General features: G+C 64.7%; 24 protein-coding genes. 12 read left to right on the top strand and 12 right to left on the bottom strand.

Translation table 11 applies throughout. The features are described 5' to 3' along the window. Positions 1–28 precede the first annotated feature (28 nt). Positions 29–835 (top strand): metallophosphoesterase family protein, encoded by an 807-nt coding sequence (locus tag XM53_RS01680; protein WP_057789621.1) that lies wholly within the window; start codon positions 29–31, stop codon positions 833–835. Here XM53_RS01680 and XM53_RS01675 read toward each other — a convergent pair. The 3 genes from XM53_RS01675 to XM53_RS23515 are packed head-to-tail and all read right to left on the bottom strand — an operon-like array spanning position 784 to position 3,423. After that, positions 784–1,752, bottom strand: a complete 969-nt coding sequence (locus XM53_RS01675) for a site-specific tyrosine recombinase XerD (RefSeq protein ID WP_057789619.1) — start codon at positions 1,750–1,752, stop codon at positions 784–786. The genes XM53_RS01680 and XM53_RS01675 overlap by 52 nt on opposite strands. Then, positions 1,749–3,287 carry a hypothetical protein gene (locus XM53_RS01670; RefSeq protein WP_057789616.1) on the bottom strand — a complete coding sequence of 513 codons (1,539 nt, stop codon included), beginning with the start codon at positions 3,285–3,287 and terminating at the stop codon, positions 1,749–1,751. Before XM53_RS01670 ends, XM53_RS01675 begins: the two co-directional genes overlap by 4 nt. After that, on the bottom strand, positions 3,274–3,423 hold the full coding sequence (locus XM53_RS23515; protein WP_201455363.1) for a hypothetical protein: 150 nt from the start codon (positions 3,421–3,423) through the stop codon (positions 3,274–3,276). The genes XM53_RS01670 and XM53_RS23515 overlap by 14 nt, the downstream gene beginning before the upstream one ends. A gap of 89 nt (positions 3,424–3,512) precedes the next feature. Here XM53_RS23515 and XM53_RS01665 point away from each other — a divergent pair, with 89 nt between their 5' ends. Together XM53_RS01665 and aroB are read left to right on the top strand one after the other, a co-directional pair. Then, positions 3,513–4,094 carry a shikimate kinase gene (locus tag XM53_RS01665; protein WP_057789614.1) on the top strand — a complete coding sequence of 194 codons (582 nt, stop codon included), beginning with the start codon at positions 3,513–3,515 and terminating at the stop codon, positions 4,092–4,094. Next, positions 4,091–5,203, top strand: coding sequence for a 3-dehydroquinate synthase (gene aroB, locus XM53_RS01660; protein ID WP_057789612.1), 1,113 nt, complete (start codon positions 4,091–4,093; stop codon positions 5,201–5,203). The genes XM53_RS01665 and aroB overlap by 4 nt, the downstream gene beginning before the upstream one ends. Before the next feature lie 113 nt (positions 5,204–5,316). On the opposite strand, the gene arsH is transcribed toward aroB, so the two are convergent. The 3 genes from arsH to XM53_RS01645 are packed head-to-tail and all read right to left on the bottom strand — an operon-like array spanning position 5,317 to position 7,476. Next, positions 5,317–6,045: an arsenical resistance protein ArsH gene (gene arsH, locus XM53_RS01655; protein WP_082630671.1), complete on the bottom strand. Its 729-nt coding sequence runs from the start codon at positions 6,043–6,045 to the stop codon at positions 5,317–5,319. Further along, positions 6,042–7,115, bottom strand: coding sequence for an ACR3 family arsenite efflux transporter (gene arsB / locus XM53_RS01650; protein ID WP_057789610.1), 1,074 nt, complete (start codon positions 7,113–7,115; stop codon positions 6,042–6,044). The genes arsH and arsB overlap by 4 nt, the downstream gene beginning before the upstream one ends. A gap of 28 nt (positions 7,116–7,143) precedes the next feature. Then, positions 7,144–7,476 (bottom strand): ArsR/SmtB family transcription factor, encoded by a 333-nt coding sequence (locus XM53_RS01645; RefSeq protein ID WP_057789608.1) that lies wholly within the window; start codon positions 7,474–7,476, stop codon positions 7,144–7,146. Positions 7,477–7,643: 167 nt separating this feature from the next. Between XM53_RS01645 and XM53_RS01640 the strand changes: the two genes are divergently transcribed. Then, positions 7,644–8,624 carry a zinc-binding dehydrogenase gene (locus XM53_RS01640; RefSeq protein WP_057789606.1) on the top strand — a complete coding sequence of 327 codons (981 nt, stop codon included), beginning with the start codon at positions 7,644–7,646 and terminating at the stop codon, positions 8,622–8,624. Between the two features lie 289 nt (positions 8,625–8,913). Further along, positions 8,914–10,398, top strand: a complete 1,485-nt coding sequence (locus XM53_RS01635) for a peroxidase family protein (protein WP_057789604.1) — start codon at positions 8,914–8,916, stop codon at positions 10,396–10,398. Positions 10,399–10,487: 89 nt separating this feature from the next. Here XM53_RS01635 and tyrS read toward each other — a convergent pair whose 3' ends face one another. Then, positions 10,488–11,741, bottom strand: a complete 1,254-nt coding sequence (tyrS, locus tag XM53_RS01630; protein ID WP_057789602.1) for a tyrosine--tRNA ligase — start codon at positions 11,739–11,741, stop codon at positions 10,488–10,490. 63 nt (positions 11,742–11,804) lie between these two features. Here tyrS and XM53_RS01625 point away from each other — a divergent pair, with 63 nt between their 5' ends. The 3 genes from XM53_RS01625 to XM53_RS01615 all read left to right on the top strand — a co-directional run bounded on the left by XM53_RS01625 (position 11,805) and on the right by XM53_RS01615 (position 15,528). Beyond that, positions 11,805–12,923: an anhydro-N-acetylmuramic acid kinase gene (locus XM53_RS01625; protein WP_057789601.1), complete on the top strand. Its 1,119-nt coding sequence runs from the start codon at positions 11,805–11,807 to the stop codon at positions 12,921–12,923. After that, positions 12,920–13,669: a maleate cis-trans isomerase family protein gene (locus XM53_RS01620; protein WP_057789599.1), complete on the top strand. Its 750-nt coding sequence runs from the start codon at positions 12,920–12,922 to the stop codon at positions 13,667–13,669. Before XM53_RS01625 ends, XM53_RS01620 begins: the two co-directional genes overlap by 4 nt. 260 nt (positions 13,670–13,929) lie before the next feature. Continuing rightward, a complete protein-coding gene (locus XM53_RS01615; protein WP_057789597.1) occupies positions 13,930–15,528 on the top strand; it encodes an ABC transporter substrate-binding protein in 1,599 nt (532 codons plus the stop codon). A 55-nt stretch (positions 15,529–15,583) separates the two neighbouring features. Here the strand turns inward: XM53_RS01615 and XM53_RS01610 are convergent, their stop codons facing one another. The 3 genes from XM53_RS01610 to XM53_RS01600 are packed head-to-tail and all read right to left on the bottom strand — an operon-like array spanning position 15,584 to position 17,003. Further along, entirely contained in the window at positions 15,584–16,114 is a 531-nt protein-coding gene (locus tag XM53_RS01610) for a hypothetical protein (RefSeq protein ID WP_057789595.1), read from the bottom strand. Beyond that, the gene (locus XM53_RS01605; protein ID WP_057789592.1) at positions 16,114–16,584 is read right to left on the bottom strand and encodes an SMI1/KNR4 family protein; all 471 of its coding nucleotides are present in this window, start codon (positions 16,582–16,584) and stop codon (positions 16,114–16,116) included. The genes XM53_RS01610 and XM53_RS01605 overlap by 1 nt, the downstream gene beginning before the upstream one ends. A 17-nt stretch (positions 16,585–16,601) precedes the next feature. After that, entirely contained in the window at positions 16,602–17,003 is a 402-nt protein-coding gene (locus XM53_RS01600) for a hypothetical protein (RefSeq protein WP_144435415.1), read from the bottom strand. Positions 17,004–17,447: 444 nt separating this feature from the next. Here XM53_RS01600 and XM53_RS01595 point away from each other — a divergent pair, with 444 nt between their 5' ends. From XM53_RS01595 to XM53_RS01580, 4 genes are all read left to right on the top strand, one after another. Then, positions 17,448–18,461, top strand: a complete 1,014-nt coding sequence (locus XM53_RS01595) for a TRAP transporter substrate-binding protein (RefSeq protein ID WP_057789588.1) — start codon at positions 17,448–17,450, stop codon at positions 18,459–18,461. Positions 18,462–18,532: 71 nt separating this feature from the next. Then, the gene (locus XM53_RS01590; protein WP_082630669.1) at positions 18,533–19,159 is read left to right on the top strand and encodes a TRAP transporter small permease; all 627 of its coding nucleotides are present in this window, start codon (positions 18,533–18,535) and stop codon (positions 19,157–19,159) included. A gap of 3 nt (positions 19,160–19,162) precedes the next feature. Further along, positions 19,163–20,449, top strand: a complete 1,287-nt coding sequence (locus tag XM53_RS01585) for a TRAP transporter large permease (RefSeq protein WP_057789586.1) — start codon at positions 19,163–19,165, stop codon at positions 20,447–20,449. Between the two features lie 13 nt (positions 20,450–20,462). Then, complete coding sequence (locus XM53_RS01580) at positions 20,463–20,903, top strand: universal stress protein (RefSeq protein WP_057789584.1); 441 nt, start codon at positions 20,463–20,465, stop codon at positions 20,901–20,903. Between the two features lie 109 nt (positions 20,904–21,012). Here the strand turns inward: XM53_RS01580 and XM53_RS01575 are convergent, their stop codons facing one another. Both XM53_RS01575 and XM53_RS01570 read right to left on the bottom strand, forming a co-directional pair. Continuing rightward, positions 21,013–22,404, bottom strand: a complete 1,392-nt coding sequence (locus XM53_RS01575) for an Nramp family divalent metal transporter (RefSeq protein ID WP_201455362.1) — start codon at positions 22,402–22,404, stop codon at positions 21,013–21,015. Positions 22,405–22,758: 354 nt separating this feature from the next. After that, entirely contained in the window at positions 22,759–23,820 is a 1,062-nt protein-coding gene (locus XM53_RS01570; protein WP_057789581.1) for a methyltetrahydrofolate cobalamin methyltransferase, read from the bottom strand. Between the last annotated feature and the right edge of the window lies 1 nt (position 23,821).

The following is a 23,821-nucleotide window of genomic DNA, read 5'->3' as shown; positions in this document are numbered from 1 at the left end:
GCACGCCGGTCATTCAAGGAAACAGGCGATGAAACTTGTCGATTTGGGCGCGCGGGACACTCCGCTCGTGGTCTTCGGCGGGCCGTACTCGAACCTCCACGCGACGCAAGCGCTGCTCGCCAAGGCGAACGCCCTCGGCATTGCGCCGCGCAACACCATTTGCACCGGCGACCTCGTGGCCTATTGCGGCGCGCCTGCACAGACCATGGCGCTGATCCGCGCCGCGGGCCTGCCCGTGGTGGCCGGCAATTGCGAGAAACAGCTGGCCGCCTACCGCATGGACTGCGGCTGCGGCTTCGCGGATGGCAGCACCTGTGACCTGTTGTCGGCGGGATGGTACGCCTATGCCGACGCCGCCATAGGCGCGGATGATCGCGGTTGGATGGACGGTCTGCCCGACATGGTCCGCTTCATCCACCAGGGCCTTCGCTGCGCCGTCATCCACGGCGGTCTCAGCGACATCAGCCGCTTTTTGTGGTCCAACAGCCCGGACGCCGCATTCGCCCACGAAATCGCCCGGATCGAGGCGCGGGGCGGCCCTGTCGATATCGTCTTCGCGGGCCATTCCGGCATCGCCTTCCGGCGCCGCATCGGTCCGGTCCTCTGGGTCAATGCCGGGGCGATCGGGATGCCGCCCAACGACGGTACGCCGCGCACCGACTACGCGCTTTTGCGGGACGGCAAGGTCACTCTGCACAAGCTGGATTACGACCACGCCGCCGCCCGTGCCGACATGCAGGCGGCGGGCCTCACGCACGGCTACGACGCCGCGCTCGCCACCGGCTACTGGCCGTCCGAAGACGTGCTGCCCGCCTCCTTGCGCCGCTCCTCCTGAGCCAGCGGGTGCGCATCGAACACCAGTTCGCGCAGGCGGTCTTCCAGCACATGGGTATAGATCTCGGTCGTGCCCACATCGGCATGACCCAGCATCGTCTGGATGGTGCGCAGATCGGCGCCGCCGGCCAGCAGATGCGTGGCGAAGGCGTGGCGCAACGTGTGCGGCGACACCCGCTCGGGGCTGATTCCCGCCGTCACCGCGAACTCCTTGACCAGCAGGAAGAACCGGTTGCGCGTCATGTGCCCCGCCTTGCCGCTCGACGGAAACGCGAACGCCGACACCGGCTTGCCCCTGACCTTCGCGACCTCCTCGTCGGCATCGCGGCGCTCCAGCCACGCCGCCAGCGCCGCCCGGGCAGGGGGCGACATCGGCACCAGCCGTTCCTTGCCCCCCTTGCCGCGCACCAACAGCATCTGCGGATCGCCCCGGCAGGACGACACCGGCAGCGACACCAGCTCGGTCACCCGCATCCCCGTGGCGTAAAGCAGCTCCATCAGGCAGGTGTTGCGCAGCCGGTCCGCCTCGCTCCGGCCCGTGGTGCGCGCCGCGTCCAGCAGACGGTCCACCTCCGCCAGGTCCAGCGTCTTGGGCAGGCGCTTGTCCCGGCCCGGCCCCTTGATCTGGATCGCCGGATTGTCGCCGCGCAGCCCCTCGTCGAAGGCGAACCGATACAGCTGCTTGATCGCCGACAGCCGCCGCGCCCGGGTCGAGCGTGCCAGCCCTTGCGCGTCGCAATGCACCAGGTAGGCCTCGATATCCGACTGGCCCGCGCTGGCGGCATCCTTGCCGCCCCGTTCCAGCCACCCGGTGAAATCCGTCAGGTCCCGCGCATAGGCCTGCAACGTGTTCTTCGCCGCCCCGGCCTCGGCCGCCTGCGCGTCGAGGAAACTCGCTAGCCAGTGCCGCGCGCTCACGTGTCCGCCTTCAGCAGCAGGATCTGCAAGGCCGCCCGTCGCGCGGTATCCTCCAACCCCACCGAGCGCAGGGTCGAAAGGCCCGCCACGATGTCGCTGGCCTGGTTCGGCCCGGCGGTGTCCAGCTGCAATGCCGCGGTCAGGATTGCCTGGCCCAGCCGCCCGGCCTCCAGCATGTCGGCATGGTCGGGATGGGCGGCGGTGGCGGCAAAAGCCTCGGCGATGGCCACCTGCGGCGTCTCGCTGGCCAGCGCGGCATCCGGCGTCCCCTGCGCCACGCCGACCAGAAAGCGCGCCCGCGCATCGCTGCCGGCAAGATCCGGCGCCAGCGTCTCGTAATCCTGCGACAAGAGCGCAACCTCGAACGCCGCTTCCCTTGCCCGGCCTTCAAGCTCCAGCGTCGACAGCGGCTGCGCGAACAGCGTGGCAAAGGCCACCGCCAGCCCCTCGCGTTTCATGTCCCGCCAAAGCCCCGGCAGGTGCCGCGCCACGGCGTCGGGGTCTGTGTCGACAATCGCCTGCTCCAGGGCCTGCACGCCCGCCACGCGCTCCCACACCCCGCCCGAGGCCGCAGGACTCTGGTCGGTGTAAAGCCCCAGCAGACGGTTGGCGGGCAGGGCGCCGGTCCGGGTCAACCTCTCGGCGGCCTCGATCTCGGCCTTCAGCCCGGTCAGCCCGCGCAAGTCCGCCACCGCGAATTCCCGTGGCAGATTGCGCGTGGGCAGGGGAGTGCCCGCCGCCTCGTAGAGGCGATAGAGCAGCGGCGTCATCTCCGCCGACGGGGCCAGCGACATCTCGGCGTCGATCGTCTCGGGGTCCAGGAACTGCGCCAGAAGCCGCGCGCTGGCGGCGTCCAGCACACCCAGGGCCGTCGCCGTCTCATAGGTCAGCGCAGCGGTCTGCCAGTCCCCGGCGCGCGCCCCGCAATAGATCCGCTTGTCATAGGCCTCGCTCAGCTCCGGGTCCTGGCTCAGTGCGGCACAGGCCTCGTCCTCGGTCCCGCTCAGCAGGGCCAGGTCGAACCACTGGTCGAACAGGCTCGCATCATACGGCCCCGCCTGCTGTACCAGCGCCAGCGCCGGATCCACGGCCCCCATCTTGCGCAGCGCTTCCAGCCGCGCCCGCAGGAACCGCGCCTCGCGCCCCGCATCGGCAGGCGCCTCCGCCTCGGCCAACAAAAGCGTGTAATAGAGCGCCTGGATCGCCGGCAACGGATCCGGCGGCAGGCGCGAGAATAGCGACACCAGCGTGTCGGTGCCGCTGCCCGCCCACAGGTTCGGCGGCAGTCCAGTGGTGCTACCGGGCAACAGCCCCGCCGCATCGGGCTGCGCGCCGTCCAGCGGCATCACGTCCACATCCGGCACCACGGCGCCTTCGACATCGTCCGCCTCGGGCAGTTTCAGCGCTTCCTCAAGGGGACGCGCCACGCTGATCGGCGCGGGATCCTTCAGCCAGTCGATGGCCGCCAGCGGTTCCTGCGCCAGTGCCGGCGCGGCGAAAATTATCGAAAAACAAACGGTTTCAAGAGTCTTCAAGTATGATTTCCTGTCGAATTTCCTCTCGCTCGGGCGAGAAATCCGCCCCAAAGAATGGGCCCAGATAGGCATAGCCGACCAGTGCCAGGAACGCCAGAATTCCAAGGTAGATCAGCCATTTGATCAGTCTGAACATGTGTTGCCTGCCCGCGTCTTGCCGTCTTTTACCACTTTATAACTGGCAATTTCATCAAGATCACGTCATTCAGTGCACGAAAAGAAAAGATTGGCAGAGGAGCGCCGACAGTGGCCGGCACAAGGCGTTGGCAATTGAAGAAAACCGTCGTGCTCGTAGGCATGATGGGCGCCGGAAAAACCGCTGTGGGCAAGGCTTTGGCGGCCATGCTTGATGTGCCGTTCCTCGATTCGGATGTCGAGATCGAGGCTGCCGCCAACATGAAGATCGCCGAGATTTTCGCCCGCGACGGCGAGAAATTCTTCCGCGACCGCGAAACCCAGGTAATCGACCGCCTGCTCGACAGCCAGCGCGGCATTCTTTCGGCGGGCGGCGGCGCGTTTCTATCCGAGCGCAACCGCGCGCTGATCGGGGCCAAGGGCGTGTCGGTCTGGCTCAAGGCCGATCTCAAGCTTTTGTGGAACCGGGTTAAACACAAGGATACCAGACCTTTGCTGCGCACAGCTGATCCTCGCAAGACGCTGTCGGATCTCTACGAGGCCCGGCTGCCCTTTTACCAGATGGCCGATATCGCGGTGCCCGCGCACCCGACCTACACGATCGACGAAATGGCCGCCAAGGTGGCCGAGGCGCTGGCCACCCGCCCCGACGTGTTGGAGCCTGCCCCATGACCGAACGCGTGCACGTGGCTCTGGGCGAGCGGGCCTACGACATCCATATCGGCCCCGGTCTTCTGGGGCGCTCCGGCGCGCTCATCGCGCCGCTCCTGCGCCGGCCCCGCGTCGCCATCGTCACCGACGAAACCGTGGGCGCGCTGCACCTCGGCGCGCTTCAGGCAGGCCTCGGCGCCGAGGGCATCGACAGCACCGCTCTAGCTCTGCCCCCCGGCGAAGGCACCAAAAGCTGGCCGCACTTCGAGCGCTGCGTCGAATGGCTCCTGTCCGAAAAAGTCGAGCGCAGCGACGTGGTCATCGCCTTCGGCGGCGGCGTCATCGGCGATCTGGTGGGCTTTGCCGCCTCCGTCCTGCGCCGCGGCGTGCGCTTTGTGCAGGTGCCCACCAGCCTTTTGGCCCAGGTCGACAGTTCGGTGGGTGGCAAGACCGGAATCAACGCGCCCCAAGGCAAGAACCTCATCGGCGCCTTTCACCAGCCCAGCCTCGTCCTGGCCGACACCGAGGTGCTTGGCACGCTGGAAAACCGTGATTTCCTGGCTGGTTACGGCGAAGTCGTCAAGTACGGCCTGCTCGGAGACGCCAGCTTTTTCGACTGGCTGGAAACCCACGGCCCCGGCGTTGCGGCGGGCGACATGGCCGCGCGCATTTCGGCCGTCAAACGCTCGGTCGAGATGAAGGCCGAGATCGTCATCGAGGACGAAAAGGAACACGGCCGCCGCGCGCTTCTGAACCTCGGCCACACCTTCTGTCACGCGCTCGAGGCCGCCACCGGCTATGGCAACCGCCTGCTGCATGGCGAAGGCGTCGCCATCGGCTGCGCGCTGGCGTTCGAGCTCTCCAGCCGTCTCGGCCTGTGCTCGCAAGAGGATCCCAGCCGCGTCCGCGCCCATCTGCGCGACATGAAGATGAAGGTCGATCTGTCTGATATCCAAGGTGATTTGCCCGATTCCGATGGCCTGATCGACCTCATGGGCCAAGACAAGAAGGTGGTCGACGGCAAGCTGCGCTTCATCCTCGCGCGCGGTATCGGCGACGCCTTCGTGGCCGAGGATGTGGACATGGATGTGGTCCGCAAGGTCCTTACCGACGCGCTCGCCGCCCGCTGAGCCCCATCACGACCCGATCCTGACTGTTCCAAAAATACTCATCTGCCACGCGTGCGTTCGCACCCGCGCTCGGCATTCCGCGTAGGGTGGGTGAAAACCCACGCGCGACCCCGTCACTCCGTCCCGATCGCCTTTGACGCGTTCACCCGTGTCGACAATTCCTCCAAGCTCTCCACCCGCTCGGAATACCGATCCGTCAAATACCCCGCCTGATCCCGCGTCAGCAGCGTGAACTTCACCAACTCCTCCATCACGTCCACCACGCGGTCATACAGCGGCCCCGGCTTCATCCGGTCCGCATCGTCGAACTGGTCCCACGCTTTCGGCACCGAAGACTGGTTCGGGATCGTCAGCATCCGCATCCACCGCCCCAGGATTCGCATCTGGTTCACCGCGTTGAAACTCTGGCTGCCACCGCTGACCTGCGCCACCGCCAGCACCTTGCCCTGCGTGGGTCGGATCCCCCCGATGGGCGCCAGCGGGATCCAGTCGATCATGCTCTTCATCACGCCGGTCATCGCGCCATGCCGCTCGGGGCTGACCCAGACCATGGCCTCGCACCACATCACCAGATCGCGCAGCCCCGCCACCTTCGGATGGCTCGCCTCCGCATCGTCGGGCAGGGGCAGCCCGCGCGGATCGAACGTCCGCGTCTCCGCGCCAAGGTGGCGCAACACCCGCGCCGCTTCCTCGCTCAAGAGGCGCGAGAACGACCGCTCCCGCAAGCTGCCATAAAGCAGCAACACGCGCGGCGCATGGGCCGCCCGCTCCTTGGGAAACAGCTTGTCAGCGTCAATGCGGGGCAGGGCGCCCGCCTTCAGGTTCGGCATCTCGTCCGTCATCGCATCGCCTCCGCCGCGTCCGGCCGCCCCGGAAACCGCGCCCGCGTCCTGTTCGCAAACGCCACCAGCGACAGCATCACCGGCACCTCCACCAGCACGCCCACCACCGTGGCGAGCGCCGCGCCGGAATTAAGACCGAACAGGCTGATCGCCACCGCCACCGCCAATTCGAAGAAATTCGAGGTTCCGATCATCGCACAAGGCGCCGCCACCCGGTGCGGCACGCGCATCACATAGGCCGCGCCATAGGCCAGCGCAAAAATCCCGTAGCTCTGGATCAGGATCGGCACGGCGATCAGCGCGATCACGAACGGATTGGCCAGGATGATACTGCCCTGCAACCCGAACAGGATCACCACCGTCGCGATCAGCCCGATGATCGACCACGGCTTCACCCGAGCCGTGAACGCCTCGATGGCGGTTTCCGAGCCCAATATCCGCCGCGTCACCAGCCCCGCCACCAGCGGCAGCACCACGTAAAGAACCGTTGCCGTCACCAGCGTCTGCCACGGCACGGTGATGTCCGTGACGCCCAGCAGGAACGCCACGATGGGCGCAAAGGCCACAACCATGATCAGGTCGTTCACCGACACCTGCACCAGCGTGTAGGTCTCGTCGCCGCGCGTCAGCTGCGACCACACGAACACCATCGCCGTGCAGGGCGCCGCCCCCAACAGGATCAGCCCGGCAATGTACTGCGCTGCATCCTCCGGCGCGATCCACGGCGCGAAGACGTAATCGAAGAACACCACCGCCAGCAACGCCATGGTAAACGGCTTGATCAGCCAGTTGATTACCAGCGTGATTACCAGCCCCCTGGGCTGTTTCGCCACGGCCGGAATGGTGCTGAGGTCCACGCCGATCATCATCGGATAGATCATCGCCCAGATCAGCACCGCCACCACCAGGTTGATCTGCGCAACTTCCGCCGCCGCGACCGCCTCCACCAGCCCCGGTGCCACCACGCCCAGCGTGATGCCCAGCACGATGGCCAACGCGATCCAGACGCTAAGGTAGCGCTCGAAAATGCCCAGGCCGCTGTCCTGCGCGGTGTCGGCTCTGTCCGTCATTCCTGCCTCTCTTCCGGTTCGTCCCTTGTCAGCATTCGAGTGAAATCTCGTCGATAAGCGACTGGCATTGCTCAGGGTTTCCGCCGCAACAATCCTCCATCAGATAGGCCAGCAGCCCCCTTATGCCCGCAATCTCGGCCCGGTACCGCACCGTGCGCCCCTCCCGTGCCGCCCGGATCAGCCCAGCTTGCGACAGCACCGAAAGATGCGCCGACATGGTGTTCTGCCGCACCGCGCAGCGATTTGCGATCTCACCCGCCGCCATGCCCTCGGGACCGGCGCGCATCAACAGGCGAAACACGTCCAGCCGTGTGTCCTGCGACAGCGCCTGAAGGGCGGAAAGGGCGCGTGGCTTATCCATATATCGAGAATTATGGATATATGGACGCAAACGCAAGCGACGTTTCCGCGAATATGCCTGCTGCCGCTATGGCAGCACGGCGTCACAGGAACAAAACCAATCGCCACCCGTTCCGCCGACAACGGGCCCGCAGCCCGGCCACGCACTCAAGACGAAAGGGCAACACCATGAAAGCCGCGATCCACGACACGTTCGGCGACCCGGAAAAAGTCCTTTATGCCACCGACACCGACACGCCCGAACCGGGCCAGGGGCAGGTGCGCATCAAGGTCCTGCTGTCTCCCATCCACAACCACGATCTCTGGACCGTGCGCGGCACCTACGGCTACAAGCCCGAACTGCCCGGCGCGATCGGCGGGTCCGAGGCGGCAGGTATCGTCGACGCCGTGGGGGAAGGCACTGATGACAGCCTCAATGGCCAGCGCGTCGCCGTCGCGGGCGTTCATGGCGCCTGGGCCGAGCACGTGCTGGCACCCGCAGACGGCATCCTGCCCTTGCCCGACGAGATTTCCGACGAGCAGGGCGCGCAGCTCATCGCCATGCCGTTCTCTGCCATTTCCCTGCTCGACAGCCTCAAGGCGGAAAAGGGCGACTGGATCCTCCAGACCGCCGCCAACGGCGCGGTGGGCCGCATCATGACCGTTCTGGCCAAGGCGCGTGGCATCAACCTCGTCAACCTCGTGCGCCGCGACGCCGCCGCGCAGGGTCTCCGCGACAACGGCACTCAAAACGTCATCTCGACCTCGGACGACGACTGGACCGATCAGGTCCGCGATACCGTGGGCGAGGGCAAACTGGTGTCGGCCATCGATTCCGTCGGCGGCGATATCGCCACGCATCTCGTCGATCTTCTGTCCAGCGACGGCGAGATGATCGTCTTCGGCACCGCCACCGGCGAACCGATGCCGCTGTCCTCGGGGCCGCTCATCATGAAGCAGGTCACAGTCAAGGGCTTCTGGGGTGCCCGCGTGATTTCCGAAATGGAGCCCGAGCGCCGCAACAGCCTGATGTCCGAACTGGTGGGCCTCGCCGTGAAGGGCAAGCTGCCGCTCACGACCGAGGCCACCTATCGCCTCGATCAGATCGCGCAGGCCGTCGAGACGTCGCTGACACCGGGCCGCAACGGCAAAGTGATGCTGAAACCCTGAGGCCGCGACAGGTCCGTGGTACCGGTATGAACCCTTTCGGAGCTTTGCGACGTTTTGGAGGGAATACCGATATCTCAATACTTTCGCCATTGAGCGCCGAGGTGCCGCGTGGAAGATCATGACGGCTGTGCGCGTCGAGGTTGAGCGCGAATTTTGGCCGATCGCTTGCCGCAAACAAGTCAGAGTAGATCAGAACGCCAAAACATGCTATCTGCGCGGTATCCGGTTTGTTTCCCGGAATCACAGTGACAGATTTTTTTTCAATTCATTTCCACAAGGAGCATTCCTCATGTCAGGAATCCATCACGGCCTTACGCGCCTCGATCAACTCGTTAAGACCTGTCTTCAGAACGAAGGTCCCGCCAAGCCCTTCGTGCAAACGCTGGGACGACTCAAGCCGGCCAACCCGGTCTTCATCGAGAACATCACCCATCAGGACGTTGTCGACGCGCTCGACGCCCTGTCGCAATCCATGCGCGCCACCAGTAACGAAAACGGTCCGGCCGATGCCGGCATGACCTTCCTGGGGCAGTTCGTCGATCACGACATCACCCTTGATGCCACCTCCGCCCTTGGTACTCGGATCGACCCGTCGACGATCCGCAACATTCGCACGCCCAGCCTCGATCTCGATTGCGTCTACGGCGACGGCCCCGAGGCCTCGCCGCATCTCTACGGCGCGGGCGAGCAGGATCACATGCTGATGTTCGGACGACAGGAGAACGCGCTCGATCTGGCCCGGACCTGCGCGGGCAAGGCGCTGATCGGAGATCCGCGCAATGACGAGAACATCATCGTGGCTCAGATCCAGGGCATCTTCATCGAACTGCACAATATCCTCATGAGCAAAGTGATCGAGGGCGGCTCCGAAGCGGCCGACATCAAGGCCTGCGCCCATGACGGCATGAGCCAGGAAGTCTGGGATGACCACGTCTCGCCCGCGCTCACCAGCTTTCAGGAGGTGCGCCGCTTCATCCGCCTGCATTACCAATGGATCGTCTGGAACGAGCTGCTCGACGCCTTCGTCCACCAAAGCTGCCTCGATGCGGCCATGCAAGCACCTGCCTTCGGCTGGGACGCGCCGGTCATGCCGGTTGAATTCACCGGGGCCTGCTATCGCTTCGGACATGCCACGACGCAATTCGAGTACAAGATGAACGACGCCGGAAGCCCGGTGCCGCTCTTCGCCACGCAAGGCTTCGGCAAGCGGCCCGAAGATCAGAACCTCGATTACGATCTTTTCTTCGAGATGGGCGGCGGCACCCAATCGCAAAAGGCGCGTCCGGTCGGCCCGAAACTGGGCGCGGCGCTTCTGGAGCTGCCCTTCGTCTCCGGCCAGATAGAGCTTAAGGACGTGAACGTCACCCTGACCGAGGCACAGTCGAAAAACCTCGCCCTGCGCAACATGGTACGCGACCGCTACACCTATCAACTGGCCAGCGGCCAGCAGTTCGCGGCGCACCTGGGCACCGACACGGTCGAGGTTCCACCCGAACTGAAGGACAAGGGCTTCAAGAAGACGCCGTTGTGGTTCTATGCCCTGCAAGAGGCAAAAGAACATGGCGGAGGCAAGCTAACCGGCGTGGGCGGCACCATCGTCGCCTCGGTCTTTGCCAACCTGCTCAAGCGCGATTCGACCACCTATGTTCATATCCCGCACTTCAAGCCGTGGTCGGGCTTTGGCGGCAAACCGTCCTGCATGGCCGGGATCATCGCCTATGTCGAGGCACATCGCAGCCATATCCTGCACCCCGACAAGCTGAAATGCGGCTGAACAGGCAGGGTAGCCCCCAAGCTTAACACGCCGTTTCCTTGCAAAGAAAACGCCCCGGAATTTTTCAAAAATTCCGGGGCGCCAATGCCTTACCCGGTGATCTTCACCAAGGCGTGCCGCTTCTTGCCCGCCGATAGCTTGATCGGGCTGGCCAGCGCTTGCGCGTCAACCATCAGCCCCGCATCGGTCAACGGCTGGTCGTCCATCTTCGCCCCGTTCTCGGCAATCAGGCGCTTGGCCTCTTTTCCCGAACCTGCCAGGCCGGACTTCACGATCAGCTGCACGATGGAAATCCCGTCACCGACATCTTCGCGCGACAATTCCAGCGTTGGCAGGTCGTCCCCGACGCCGCCCTTCTCGAACACTTCCCGCGCCGTGGCCTCGGCCGCCTGTGCCGCCTCCGCCCCGTGCAGCAGCGTCGTCACCTCGTTGGCCAGAATGATCTTGGCCTCGTTGATCTCCGCCCCCGCCAGCGCGCCCAGCCGCTCGCACTCGTCCACCGGCAACTCGGTGTAAAGCTTCAGGAACCGGCCCACATCGGCATCCATCGTGTTCCGCCAGAACTGCCAGAACTCGTAGGGCGACCGCATGTCGGCATTCAGCCACACCGCGCCATCCGCCGACTTGCCCATCTTGCGCCCGTCCGCCGTTTCCAGCAGCGGCGAGGTCAGGCCATAGATCTCGTGGTCCAGCACCCGCCGCGTCAGGTCGATCCCGTTGACGATATTGCCCCACTGGTCCGACCCGCCCATCTGCAACAGGCAGCCATAGCGGCGGTTCAGCTCCAGAAAGTCATAGGCCTGCAGGATCATGTAGTTGAACTCGAGAAAGCTCAGCGATTGCTCCCTGTCCAGCCGCGACTTGACGGATTCAAACGACAGCATCCGGTTGACGGAAAAATGCCGCCCGATATCGCGCAGGAATTCCAGGTAATTCAGCCCGTCCAGCCATTCGGCATTGTTCAGCATCAGCGCATCTGTGGCCCCGTCGCCATAGGACAGGTACCGTGCAAAGACCTGCTGCATCCCCCTGATATTACTATCGATCTGCTCGGGCCCCAGCAGGGGCCGCTCGTCCGACCGGAAACTGGGGTCGCCCACCTTGGTCGTCCCGCCACCCATCAGGGTGATCGGCTTGTGCCCCGTCTTCTGCAACCAGCGCAGCATCATGATGTTCAGCAGGTGCCCCACATGCAGCGACTGCGCCGTCGCGTCATAACCGATATATGTCGGCACCACGCCCGCGCTCAGCGCGTCGTCCAGCCCCTGGTAATCGGTGCAGTCGGCCAGGTAGCCGCGCTCGATCATCGTGGCCATGAAATCCGATTTGGCGTGGTAGGTCATATCGCTTGTCCCAGCTGGTTTTGCGCGGCATGTATAGGGATGGTTCAGGCGAAGGAAAAGGCCATGTTGAAGCCCGGTTTGAAGAGCGGCCCGGTGTGGGCGCTCGGGGCGATGTCGGGCACCTCTCTCGACGGGGTCGATGCCGCCATGGTCCAGACTGACGGCGAGACGATCTTTGCCTTCGGCGACAGCGCCTATCGCGCGTATTCCCCCACCGAAGAGGCCGTTCTGCGCGACGCCCTGGGCAAATGGCCGGGCGAGGTGGGCCAGGAGGTTCTGCCGCTCGTCCAGCAGGCCCATGTCGACGTCCTGTCGCGTTTCGAGGGCGCGCAGATCGTCGGCTTTCACGGCCAGACCCTCGCGCACGACCCTCAAGGGCGCGGCACGCACCAGTTGGGCGATGGCGAGGCGCTGGCCATGCATCTCGGCTTGCCGGTCATCTGGGATTTCCGCAGCGCGGACGTGCGCCTGGGCGGAGAGGGCGCGCCGCTCGCCCCGTTCTTCCACTTCGCCTGCGCCAAGTGGATGGGGGCCGACCGCCCGCTGGCCTTTCTTAACCTTGGCGGCGTAGGCAACATCACCTGGATCGACCCCAGCCGCGACCGCCCCGACCAGAACGGTGCGCTGCTGGCTTTTGATACCGGCCCCGCCAACGCCCCCATCAACGACCTAATGATGCAGCGACGGGGCCAGCCCTGCGACCGCGACGGCGCGCTGGCGCTGCAAGGCACCGTGGCCCAAGGCGCGCTCGAGCTCTTTCTCGATGAGCCATACTTTCGCAAGATCCCGCCCAAGAGCCTCGACCGCGACGCGTTCTCCGACCTCTACACCCTCGTGCACGAACTCAGCGACGCCGACGCCGCCGCCACTCTTACGGCGATGAGCGCGGCGGCGGTGCTGCAGGCGATGGAACATTGCCCATCCCCGCCCGAACGCCTGCTGGTCTGCGGCGGCGGGCGCAAGAACCCCGTGATGATGGCCATGCTGCGCGCCGCCCTCGACGCGGTGGTCGACCCGGTCGAGGCGGTGGGCCTCGACGGTGACATGCTCGAAGCACAAGCCTTTGGTCACCTCGCCGTCCGCGTGTTAAGAGGATTGCCGACATCCTGCCCCGCGACAACCGGCGTCGCGGCGGCGGTGGCGGGCGGAACCGTCAGCTGGCCGGACGGAAGCTCGCGATGAAATACGACCTCGACACCGGCATGGGCACCCGCATCGGCCTCGTGGTGCTCAGCACCGACGAAACACTGGAAACCGAGGCGCGTCATGTCCTTTCGGGCCGCGACGTCGCCGCGCACCACACCCGCATCTTTTCCGACAACGAGGTGACGGCCGAAAACCTGATCTCGATGCAGGAACGCATGGCCGCCTCCGCAGCCCTTCTGCCGGGCGAGCTTGACGCCGTGGGCTATGGCTGTACCTCCGCCTCGGCCCTGATGGGCCCCGACCTCGTCGAGGGACAGGTGCAACTGGCCCATCCCGGCGTGCCCGTGACCAACCCGATCAGCGCGGTCGTGGCCGGGCTCCGCGCGCTCAACGCCTCCCGCATCGCGATGGTCACGCCCTATTCGGCGCAGGTGATCGCCCCCATGCGCAACTTCCTGGAGTCGCGCGGCATCGAGGTGGTCCACAACCTCAGCTTCGGCGAAACCGACGACCGCCGCGTCGCCCGCATCACCGAATCCTCCACCCACGCCGCCGTCACCGAGGCGGCCCGGGCCAAGGGCGTGCAGGCGATCTTCACCTCCTGCACCAACCTGCGCACCTTCGGCGTGATCGACGCGCTGGAATCCGAACTGGGCCTGCCCGTCATCAGCTCCAACCAGGCGCTGATCTGGCACGTGCTGGGCCGCGCGGGCACGGATGCCCGCGGCTGGGGGCCGGGCCGGCTCTTTCAGACCGAAGGCGTGCGCACCGCCGTCGCCTGACCGCGTAGGGTGGGTGACAACCCACGCGGGCATATCGCCCACGTGTGGCCGCCCGGCATCCGCTTGCACCGCCGCAAGGGCGGGCAGGGCGCTGAAAAACCCGCCACTTGCCGGCGGAAATCGCGCATCGCGCAAACATCCACGAGACAGATCGCGAAAAGTCGCGTTAAGCTGCGCCTCAAGGGGCGGCATCACACCCGTCACAAGCCCCGGCAATATAAAAACGGCCACCAAAAGGCCGGTCCAACAAGGAGAAGAGAATGGATTTCCTCGACAAACTGACGCGCGACCTGCGCACGCGCCGCATATCGCGCCGCCGCTTCATGCAACAGGGCCTCGCCGCCGGCGCGACCGTCTCGGCGCTGTCGCTGACCGCCGACATGGTCCAGGCCCAGACCCCGAAAAAGGGCGGCCACCTGCGCGTCGCCCGCGGCCACGGCGCCACCACCGACAAGCTGGATCCCGGCGTGATCGAGAACGGCTATACCATCGGCCTCTCGCTCGGCGGCTACCAGGGCTACCTGACCGAAATCGCCCCCGACGGCAGTCTCGCACCCTCGCTCGCCGAAAGCTGGGAATCCTCGCCCGACGCCAAGACCTGGACGTTCAAGCTGCGCGACGGGCTTGAGTTCCATAACGGCCGCACGGTCAAGGCCAGTGACGTGATCGCCTCGATCAACCACCACCGCGGCGAGGGCAACACCTCCGCCGCCGGTCCGCTCGTGGCGCCGGTGGTCGACCTAAAGGCCGATGGCGACCTGATCGTGGTGGTCGAACTCGATAGCGGCAACGCCGACTTTCCGTTCATCATGACAGATTACCATCTGCCGGTCATGCCCGCCAACGATGACGGCACGATGAACTGGCAGGACTACATCGGCTGCGGCTCCTACGTGCTCGACAATTACGACGCCGGTGTCAGCTCCAGCCTCTCGCGCCACGCCAACCACTGGTCCGACGACGTGGCCTTCTTCGACACCGTCGAGGTTCTGTCGATCATCGACCAGAACGCGCGCACCTCGGCGCTGGTCTCGGGCGACGTGCACGTGATCGACCGGGTCGACCTCAAGACAGCCGCGCTCCTGGGCCGCCGCCCCGGCGTCAACCTGAAAACCACCACCGGCACGCTGCACTATTCCCTGCCGATGCTCTGCGACGTCGATCCCTATACCGACAACAACATCCGCCTCGCGGTGAAATACGCCATCGACCGGCAGGAACTGGTGGACAAGATCCTCTTCGGCTACGGCGAAGTCGGCAACGACCACCCCATCGGTTCCGGCCAGCGCTTCTACAACGACGAGCTGGAACAGCGCACCTACGATCCCGACCGCGCCAAGTTCCACCTCAAGGAGGCCGGCATGGACTCGATCCAGCTGGAAATCATGGCCTCCGAGGCCGCCTTTGCCGGGGCGGTCGACGCGGCCATCCTCATTCAGAACTCTGCCAAGGGGGCGGGCATCGACCTCAAGGTCAATCGTCAGCCCAATGACGGCTTCTGGGCCGACCACTGGATCAAGTCGCCCTTCATTACCAGCTACTGGAGCGGCCGTCCGGTAGAGGACCAGATGTTCTCGACCACGTACCAGACCGGCGTGGCGTGGAACGAGTCCAAGTGGTCCAATGAACGCTTCGACAAACTGCTGATCGAGGCGCGCGCCGAACTCGACGAGGCCAAGCGCCGCGACATGTATTTCGAGATGCAGAAGATCCTAAACGAGCAGGGCGGCTCGGCAATCCCGATGTTCGCGTCCTACGTATTCGGCGTGGGCGACGATGTCGGAATGCCCGAAAACCTCGCCACCAACTGGGATCTCGACGGCGAGCGCTACATGGAACGCTGGTGGCTCAACGCCTGACCTGACACCGAAGGGGCGGCGCCGGGCCACCGGCGCCGCCATCCCGCTGCGCGGCCTAGACCAGCCGCAGATCCTGCTCTGGCGGGGCGTTCACGTCAAAGGTCAGCCGCCCTCCGGCTTGCAACACCGCAAACGCCTCGGGCCCCAGTTTTGGCCCGCGCAGGTTTTGAAACTCCCGTCGCATGTGCCGGGCGATGACCCGTCCCAGGGCCACCGCGTGCTCCGCGTCGCCATGCACCCACCAGCGCGACCGCAGCAACGCGCCGCCCTCACGCGCGCCTTGAAGCTGAAACACCACCGCCGCATCCACGTCTTTCGGGTACAGGAAATACCGCGGTCCTCGCGACGTCTCCCGGCACTCCGGCATCAGAACGGCCCCGCACGGCACCAGGCAAAGCGTCTGCGTGAAATGCCCGGGAAAGCCCCGCAAGAGGTCAGGTATGTCGGCGGCGCTCGAACGGCGCTCAAGCGCCGGTGTCTCTTCATTCGCCAGCCAGACATAGCTGAAGGCCGCCTCGGCCTCTACCGGGCGCATCAGTTGAATGAAATCCCCTGCGGTGGCGTAAAAGTAGGTGCAGCGCGGCATCAGCGCGCCGCGTCGGCGCGGCCGGGCAGGGGGTCCGGCCCCGTCAGCCCCGACAGGAACGCGCCGAAATCCGGCGCGACCACGCGCAGCCCCTCCGCAAAGGGCAGGTCGACAGCCCAGAAAAACACCTTGCCGTGCTCCGGGCCTTTCAGCGCCAGCACCAGCTGGTTGCCGCCGTCATCCGCGCCGATGCAAAGGTGCCACGGGCCGGTGTCCTCGGCAAAGGTCCGGTTCACGGCCCATAGGTCGGCCCAATCCTCAGCGGCATTCACCGCATAAAGCACGTGCAGGTTCGACCGGCGCGTGCCGGTTTTCCCGGCAAAGGCAAACACCGTCTTCTCGGGCATCCAGCCGTTCCGGGTGGCCAGATGCGTGCGGTATGCGGGCGGCAGCGACGCCCCCAGCACGCGCTGCAACAGATCCAACGCGTCAGGCGACAGGCTCGCGGGGGTCTCGCGGCATTGGGCCATGGACCTTCCTCTGCCGCTCAGCCACCGGACGGGGCGCTGGCCACCCCATCTCGGCTGAACCAGTTGAACAGGTCATGCAGCATCTCGCCGCTATCGGGGTTCAGCGGCGTCTCCGTGCCGTCCAGCGCCACGTGGCTCAGCATCAGCTTTCCCGCCACCGCGCCATCCTCGATCGCGCGCACCCCGTCCAGCACCGCCAGCACACCGAAGACACCGGCATGAACGCCTTCGTCCACCAGCTGCCGCACCCGTGCGCGGCTTTCCTCGTCCAGCCCGGCCAGCCACGCGGCACGGGCCTTACGCTCGGTCGACACGCCGCGCCCGACGGGATGTTCCGCCCCGCGCAGGATGTCGCCCGCCACCCGTCCGCCATCATAGGCGGCCGCGGTCAGCGCTTCCACGAACGCGTCTTTATTCACGGCGCGAAACTCCTGTCGCAAGGGGCCGAACGCACGATCCTTCCGCCCTTTCCGGTGCCGCGTCAAGCGGCAAACAACACCGGGGCCGCGACGGTTCTTTGCCCAGTGGGCAGCCCGCGTCAGGCCGCTTCAGCCCGCTCTTCTGGCGCGCCCGTCCCGGCGCGACACAGTTCGCATTCACCGCGAAATGCGCGCTTTTCCCTCCTGATTTCGATGGGAAACACCAAGTTGACCACAAACGCCGCTTAATTTTCAGGCAATCCGTCGCGCCCGAAAACTTCAGGCGAATTCATGAGCAAAACATTGTTATAAAACGATAAGTTTGATGGCACAAGGCGGCCCAGCCGGCGGTGTAGCGCGTCCGGCGGCGCGGACAAGTGGATTGACACCTCACCGCGCGCCCCTCAGCCTAGGGTCAGTCAAGAATGAAATGGGAGATATGACATGGCTAGAGTTTTGCCCAAATCCTTTGCCGCCGCGGTCGCCGCCGGCATTGCGCTCAGCGCAAGCGTCGCGAATGCCGAGACCTGGCGCTACGCTTTCGAGGAGGCGCTCGACGAGGTGCAGGGCGTCTATGCCCAGAAGTTCAAGGAAGAGGTCGAGGCCAATTCCGACCACACCGTGCAGCTCTTCCCCTACGGCACGCTGGGTGAATCCGCCGACACGATGGAACAGGCCCAGACCGGCATCCTGCAATTCGTCGATCAAAGCCCGGGCTTCACCGGCTCGCTGATCCCCGAGGCGCAGGTCTTCTTCGTGCCCTACCTCTTGCCGCAGGACACCGAAAAACTGGGCGAGTTCTTCCGCACCTCCAAGGCCATCAACGAGATGTTCCCCGAGCTTTACGCCGAGCAGGGGCTGGAACTCTTGACCATGTTCCCCGAAGGCGAGGTCTGCATGACCACGCAGGAACCCGTCACCGGGCCGCCCGATCTCGACCAGGTCAAGTTCCGCGTCATGACCAACCCGCTCTTGGTGGAAAGCTACAAGGCCTTCGGTGCCACGCCCACGCCGTTGCCCTGGGGCGAGGTCTACGGCGCGCTTCAGACCGGCATCATCCAGGGCCAGGAAAACCCGATGTTCTTCATCGAGTCGACCAAGATGTACGAGGTGACCGAGGTCATCACCTGTGCCGGCCACAACAACTTCACCACCGCCGTGATGGCCAACAAGGACTTCTATGACGGTCTGTCGGAAGAGGACCAGACGGTGATCCAGAATGCGATCGACGTCGCCTTCGACCACATCATCGACTACCAGAAGGGCCTGCACGAAGAGAGCATCGAGAAGATCAAGGAAGCCAAGCCCTCGATGCAGGTCAACACCCTGTCCGAGGAAGAGCGCCAGCCCTTCGTCGAGGCCGGCGCCTCGGTCGAGGAAACCTTCCTCGAAATGACCGGGGATGGCGGCAAGAAGATCCTCGATCAGCTCAAGGCCGACCTCGAAGCCGTGCAATAACGATAACCCGTTCGGCGGCTGCGCCTTCCCGCGTGGCCGCCGTTCCAGTCTACTGAACGCGGGGACAGCCTATGTCAGACGAACACGGCTCTCAGATCCAGTCGCAGACCGACACCACCGGAGTGGACGACGAACCCACGGGCGAATACGTCTCCACGCTGCCCGGGATCCTGGGCACCATCGACATTCTCATCAGCAAGATCGAGGCGGTGATGCTTGCCGTCGGTGTTCTGTTGATGGCGGCCAACACCATCGCCAACGTGGTCGGGCGCTTCGTCTTTCAGAACAGCATCTTCTTTTCCGAAGAGCTGAACCGCATCCTCATCATCCTGATCACGTTTGCCGGGATCAGCTATGCCGCCCGCCATGGCCGGCATATCCGCATGTCCGCGATCTACGACACCATGCCCCCCAAGGCGCGCAAGCTGATGATGATCGTGATCACGCTGGTTACCGCCGTTTTCATGTTCGGCTTGGCCTATTACGCCTACGGCTACATCCTCACACAGTCGGGCAGGGGCCGCGTCCTGCCCTCGCTTCAGATACCGGTCTGGATCACCCTTGTCTGGGTGCCCATCGGCTTCTTCATGACGGGGGTGCAGTACCTGCTGACCGCCATCAAGAACATCATCGACAAGGATATCTACCTCTCGACCGCCGTGCTCGAAGGGTATGACGACACCGAGAAGGAGGTCTGAGCGATGGCCCTTACCATCTTTTCCATCATGGTCGTCCTTCTGCTCCTGGGCTTTCCGATGATGATCCCGCTGATCGTCGCCGCTTTCGTCGGCTTCTACACCATGTTCGGCGGTTTCGGTCAGCTTGAAACCATGATCCAGCAGATCATGGCCGGCATCCGGCCCGCGTCCCTGATCGCGGTGCCGATGTTCATCTTCGCCGCCGACATCATGACGCGCGGACAATCCGCCAACCGCCTGATCGACCTTGTCATGGCCTTCGTGGGGCATCTCAAGGGCGGGCTTGCCGTGTCCACCGCCGCGGCCTGCACCATGTTCGGCGCGGTCTCGGGCTCCACCCAGGCCACCGTTGTGGCCGTCGGCTCGCCCCTGCGCCCCCGGATGCAAAAGGCGGGCTATAACGACAGCTTCATCCTCGCGCTCATCGTCAACGCCTCGGACATCGCCTTCCTGATCCCGCCCTCCATCGGCATGATCATCTACGGCGTCGTCTCCAACACCTCCATCGCCGAGCTTTTCATCGCCGGCATCGGGCCGGGCCTGCTGATCCTGTTCCTGTTCTCGGTCTACGCCTGGATCTACGCGGTGCGCCACAACGTGCCGACCGAGCCGAAATACAGCTGGGGCGAACGTTTCAACGCCGCGCGCAAGGCGCTCTGGCCGCTGGGCTTTCCGGTGATCATCATCGGCGGCATCTACGGCGGCATCTTCAGCCCGACCGAGGCGGCGGCGGCCTGCGTTCTCTACGCGCTGGTGCTCGAGGTCATCATCTTCCGCGAGATGGACCTCAAGGGCGTCTATGAGACGGCCAAGTCCACCGGCCTCATCACCGCCGTGGTGTTCATCCTCGTCGGCGTGGGGGCCGCGTTCTCTTGGGTCATTTCCTTCGCCCAGATCCCGCAGGAAATCCTCGGCTCCATCGGCATCGACGAGATGGGCCAGATCGGCGTGCTTTTCGTCATCTCCATCGCCTTCTTCGTGGGCTGCATGTTCGTCGACCCCATCGTTGTGATCCTGGTGCTGGTTCCGATCTTCGCGCCCGTGGTCGACTCCGTCGGCCTCGACCCGGTGCTGGTCGGCACGATCATCACGCTTCAGGTCGCCATCGGCTCGGCCACGCCGCCCTTCGGCTGTGACATCTTCACCGCCATAGCAGTCTTCAAGCGTCCGTACATGGAGGTGATCCGCGGCACGCCGCCCTTCATCTTCATCCTGCTGTCGGTCGCCGTGCTGCTGATCTTCTTCCCCCAGATCGCCCTGTTCCTGCGGGACCTGGCCTTCGACAAGTAACCGGAGGAGAGACATGTACAAATCCATCCTGGTGCCCTTCGACGGGTCGCCCAATTCCGAGCTGGCCGTGGACAAGGCCATCGAAATGGCCGCGCTCTGCGGCGGGGCCGCACTGACGATCCTGACCGTCTACCGCCACCATTCGATGCTCGAGGCGTCGCTCTCCATGGTCCGTCCCGACGATCCGGGCAACATGGACGACGCCATGCGCACCCACGCCGAAGAGGTCGTGGGCACCGCCAAGAAACGCGCCCAGGATGCGGGCAAGACCGACGTGCGCGCCTTCGTCAAGGCCGGGCCCACCTCGCGCAACATCGTGAAATTCGTCGAGGATCACGGCATCGACCTGGTCGTGATCGGCCGCCGCGGCATGGGCTCGATGGAAGGTTATCTTCTCGGCAGCGTCTCGCAGAAGGTGACGTATCTCTCGCCCGTGCCAGTGCTCATCGTCTGACGCGGCAGCACGCGCGTCCGGGGCAGGGGTGTCGCATCCGGCCCGCCCATGAAAAAAGCCGCGCCACGGTATCCCGTGGCGCGGCCTTTTCGTACAAGGTCGGGGCGCGCTAGGCCGTCGCCATCATGAACAGCACGTAGATCGACACCAGGGTCAGGCCGATCGTCCCGGCCCAGGCCAGCCCCATCATGAAGCGGCCGGGCATGTGCTCGCGCTCCTCGGGCGTCTGGAAGCCGTCGGTGATCGCCTTGATCGTCAGCCAGTAGATGACCGGCGAGAAGACCAGCGCCAGGATCGAGGCAAGCTGCACCACCAGGATCGGCTTCGGCAATCCGAACATCACCGCAGCCCCCCCGATGACCCACAACACCTGGAACCCGCGGTTGATCAGCTTGCGCGTTCCGGGCGTGTCCCAGCTTGTCTTCAGCCGCACACAGCATTCCTCGAACACCCGCGCCTGACCGTCGAAATAGGTGAAAACGGTCGAGAACAGCGCCGCGATACCGCCCGCGATGATGATCGGGAAGACCCACGCGCCGAACGTGTCGGTATAGATGCGCGCGATCGTCACGCCCATTTCACGCCCCGCGGGAACCAGACCGATCGGGTTCAGCACCACTGCACCCACGATCAGGAACACCATGCCGGTCAGCGCCGCGACGATATAGGACACGTTCATGTCGCGGCGATAGAGGATCATCGAGTTCTTCATGTAGTCGGGATGCACTTCGACCTTGTGGCCCTTCTCGCGCATTTCCTTGACGTAGACCATGCCGCTCTTCTTGTCGACGGCCCAGTTGGACTGCATCGCGGACACCTCGGTCGTGGTCGGAAAATACCCGAACATCGCCCCGAACAGGATCATGGCCCCGGCCGGAGGAAGGCTCGGCATCAGCCGCGACAGGTACTCGCCCGGGGGCGGTGCCTGCAGCGCGAAGGCGATGAAGGACGACAGCGCGAAGACGATGATCGCCACCTTCACCACGCCTTCGAACACCTCGTACTTGCCCAGCCACAGGATCGCGACACTGATCAGCAGGACGGACATCGACCACATTTCCAGCGACATGAAGGGAAACGCGGCCCAAAGCAGCGCACCGCACCCCAGGGCCCGCCCCGCAATGCCAAAGGTGTTGGCCAGCGACTGGAAGCCAAGATACCAGAACGGCCACTGGCCGACGCGGGCATACGCGTTCATAATGCTTTCGCCCTTCACCATCGTGTAGCGGTGCGCGAATTCGAAACAGCAGTATTTCAGGATATAGGCCGCCGGGATGATCCACAGCAGGGCGTAACCGTACTGCGCGCCGGCGGTCGGACCGTGCATGATGTGGCTCGCCCCGATGCCCGTCATCGCGGCGGCGATGCCCGGGCCTGCGTTCTTCCAGGTGTCCTTCAGCGTCGTTCCCGGCGCATCGAGGTAGATCGTTTCGCCTGGCACGGCATCGGATCCGCTTTCGGCGGTATCCTTGCCTCCCGCTGGTATTGAAATGTCACTCAACTCTTGTCCTCCCAGACATCGTGCAAGCCCTTCGCAGGACCAGCTCGATGCGCCCTGAGGCCGCTCGGGTCGTCCGTGACACGCGTCGGGCGATACTCTTTGTTGTCAGGGCAAATTGAGGCAGCGCGAACCTCCTCGTACGCGCTGTTTTTTTGCCCACGCTGGTAGGCTGGCATCCCACACACCAAATATCAAGGCAAATATAATTACGCGCAGAAACCGGCTATTGCGACCCCCTGTGCCAACGGACAGCTACCAGGATTTCGGGCATGTCTGAAGCTCGCTCACCGCCCTCGCACAATGAAAAAGCCCCGGCGCGAGACCGGGGCTTTCCAGAATTCACTGTCCGGGTGTTCAGGCCCGGCGACGCCTGCGTCCGCCACGGCCACCACGTCCGGCCTCTTCTTCGCCGGCTTTCGGCGGGGCCTTGTTGAACTTGATCCACTCGCCGCCATGCGGGTCGTTGTTGGTCAGGAAGTTGGCGGCGCGGATGGCCTCCATTTCCTTGCCCGCGCGTGGCTTGGTGCTGCCCAGCCCGAACAGCTGGCAAAAGGTCTCGTCGTCCATGTCCTCGGGGACGATGATCCCCGCGGCCTCGGCCTCGGCGCGCTTTGCCGCCTTGTCTGCCTCCTTCACGGGCAGGGCGATCGGGTTCATGATAGCGGACGTCATGCCCGCGCCCATCGCCATCGGCAGGAACGCGTTGTTGATGCCGTGCCGGTTGGGCAGGCCGAAGCTGATGTTCGACGCACCGCAAGTGGTGTTCACACCCAGTTCTTCGCGCAGACGGCGCACCAGGGTAAAGACCTGCAATCCGGCCGTGCCCATCGCGCCGATCGGCATGACCAGCGGATCGACCACGATGTCATGCGCCGGGATGCCATAATCGGCCGCCCGTTCCACGATCTTCTTGGCCACGGCAAAGCGCACGTCGGGATCTTCCGAAATCCCGGTGTCGTCGTTGGAAATCGCCACCACCGGTACGTTGTATTTCTTGACCAGCGGCAGAACCAGCTCAAGACGCTCTTCCTCGCCCGTGACCGAGTTCAGCAGCGGGCGGCCCTCGCAGGTCTCAAGCCCCGCTTCCAGCGCACCGGGCACCGAGCTGTCGATGCACAGCGGCACATCCACCAGCCCCTGCACCAGTTCCACGACCTTGCGCATCAGCGGCGGTTCGGTCTGGTTGGGATCGGGGTTCGAGTTGTAGACAACGCCCGCGTTGATATCCAGAACCGTCGCCCCCGCCGCGACCTGCGCGATGGCGTCGGCCTCAACGGTCGAGAAATCACCCGCTTCCAGCTCGGCGGCCAGTTTCTTGCGGCCCGTCGGGTTGATCCGTTCACCGATCACGCAGAACGGCTGGTCGAACCCGATGATGGCGGTCTTGGTTTTGCTTTCGACGATGGTACGCGTCATG

The organism is Roseovarius atlanticus (assembly GCF_001441615.1).
GTDB lineage: Bacteria > Pseudomonadota > Alphaproteobacteria > Rhodobacterales > Rhodobacteraceae > Roseovarius > Roseovarius atlanticus.
The sequence above is the reverse complement of the archived record's forward strand: the minus strand, read 5'-3'. Positions and strand labels throughout refer to the sequence as shown.